General features: G+C 67.7%; 1 protein-coding gene. It reads right to left on the reverse strand.

Annotated elements, in window-relative coordinates; all coding sequences use genetic code 11:
• The coding region (locus tag BN358_RS26245; protein ID WP_198018393.1) for a hypothetical protein at positions 1-220 on the reverse strand (220 nt) is incomplete at both ends.

Here is a 220-nt window from a genome sequence, read left to right on the forward strand (position 1 = left end):
GGTGAAGGTGACCGACACGTTCTGGGCCGTCGCCGGCTTGGTCAGCAGGATCTCCGGCTCCGGGTTGAACCCTCGCGTGTCCAGGGCACCCGAGCGGGTCAGGCGCAGATGGCCGGGAGCGACCAGGGTGTAGTCCCAGCGACCGCTCGAACCGGTGATCACCTGATCCACCTCCAGGGCGGGGCTCCAGGTGACGTCCACGGTGAGCGAATCGAGGGTA

It is taken from the genome of Sedimentibacter sp. B4 (assembly GCF_000309315.1).
Lineage (GTDB): Bacteria > Bacillota > Clostridia > Tissierellales > Sedimentibacteraceae > Sedimentibacter > Sedimentibacter saalensis.